Annotated in this window: 1 pseudogene; it reads left to right on the top strand. The window is 70.4% G+C overall.

Features of this window, described 5'->3' with window-relative positions:
- Nucleotides 1–626, top strand: a pseudogene (locus DYI24_RS27480) (hypothetical protein); the annotation flags it as partial.

Raw genomic sequence — 626 nt, 5'->3', positions numbered from 1 at the left:
ATCCCGCGACCCGCCGCAACGCCTATGGCTGCAGCCCGTCGCCGGCGCCGGAGATTCCCAGTTTCTCGTCCTGCACCGCCAGCACGATCTCGCTGCGCGGCTACGACGCCGCCAGCCGCGCCCGCGACGCGCTGATGTCGTCGGCGATGCTGCATGGTCTGATCGAATGCTTCGACGACCGCGTCGAAGCGATGCGCGGCGAACTGAAAGCGCTGCTCGGGCTCGACCACACCGCCACCGAGATCGTGTTCACCTCCTCCGGCACCGACGCGCAATTGGTGGCGCTGGCGATCACCCGCGCCCTGCTCGGCGACGACCTCGTCAGCGTGATCGCGGCCTCCGATCAGACCGGCACCGGCACCGCCTTCACGGCACGCGGCCTGCACTTCGGCGCACGCAGCGCCAATGGCGTTGTCGCCACGCGCGGCGCACCGATCGCCGGACTCGGACCGGTGCGCAGCATCGGACTACGATTGCGCGACACCGATGGTCGCATCCGCTCGCCCTCGACGCTGGACGCCGAGACGCTCGACATCGTCGAATCCGCGGTGGCGCAAGGCGCGCGGGTGATGCTCGAAGCGATGGACTGCTCCAAGCTCGGCCACACCGGCCCGCGCGCCCGCTGC

Source organism: Rhodopseudomonas sp. BR0C11 (assembly GCF_010820945.1).
Lineage (GTDB): Bacteria > Pseudomonadota > Alphaproteobacteria > Rhizobiales > Xanthobacteraceae > Rhodopseudomonas > Rhodopseudomonas palustris_H.
Note: the sequence above shows the minus strand (reverse complement) of the source record. Positions and strands in the feature narration are given on the sequence as shown.